General features: G+C 71.6%; 1 protein-coding gene. It reads right to left on the reverse strand.

Going from position 1 to position 500, the window contains the following annotated elements; translation table 11 throughout:
• A partial coding sequence (locus tag BI06_RS22270; protein ID WP_149030460.1) for a S1C family serine protease occupies positions 1-500 on the reverse strand: 500 nt, incomplete at both ends.

Raw genomic sequence — 500 nt, forward strand, 5'->3', positions numbered from 1 at the left:
GGGGCGGCGGCGCCGCTGGAATCCGGTTCGGTGGCGGCGAGCGTGTTGATCCCGATCACCTGGCTGTCCAGGTTGACCAGCGCGCCGCCGCTGTTGCCGGGGTTGATGGCGGCCGAGGTCTGCACCATGTTGCCGATCACGGCGCCCGGCGAGCCCTCGGTGCGCGGCTCGGAGACGGTCCGGCCGGTGGCCGAGACGATGCCCTGGGTGACGCTGCTGGAGAGTCCGAGCGGGCTGCCCATGGCGAGGGTGATCTGGCCCAGCTCGACCTTGTTGGAGTCCCCGAAGACGGCCGGCCTGAGTCCGCCGGGCGGGCTGCTCAGCCGGATCACCGCCAGGTCGGAGTCCGGGTAGCTGCCGACGAGGGTCGCGTCCAACGGCTTGGTGCTGCCGGCCAGGGTGACCGTGAAGGCGGTGGCGGTACCGACCACGTGGGCGTTGGTGACGATGTCGCCCTTGTCGTCGTAGACGATCCCGGAGCCGAGGCCGGACGCGGTGGT

This window comes from Kitasatospora sp. MBT66 (assembly GCF_000710405.2).
Classification (GTDB): Bacteria; Actinomycetota; Actinomycetes; order Streptomycetales; family Streptomycetaceae; genus Kitasatospora; species Kitasatospora purpeofusca.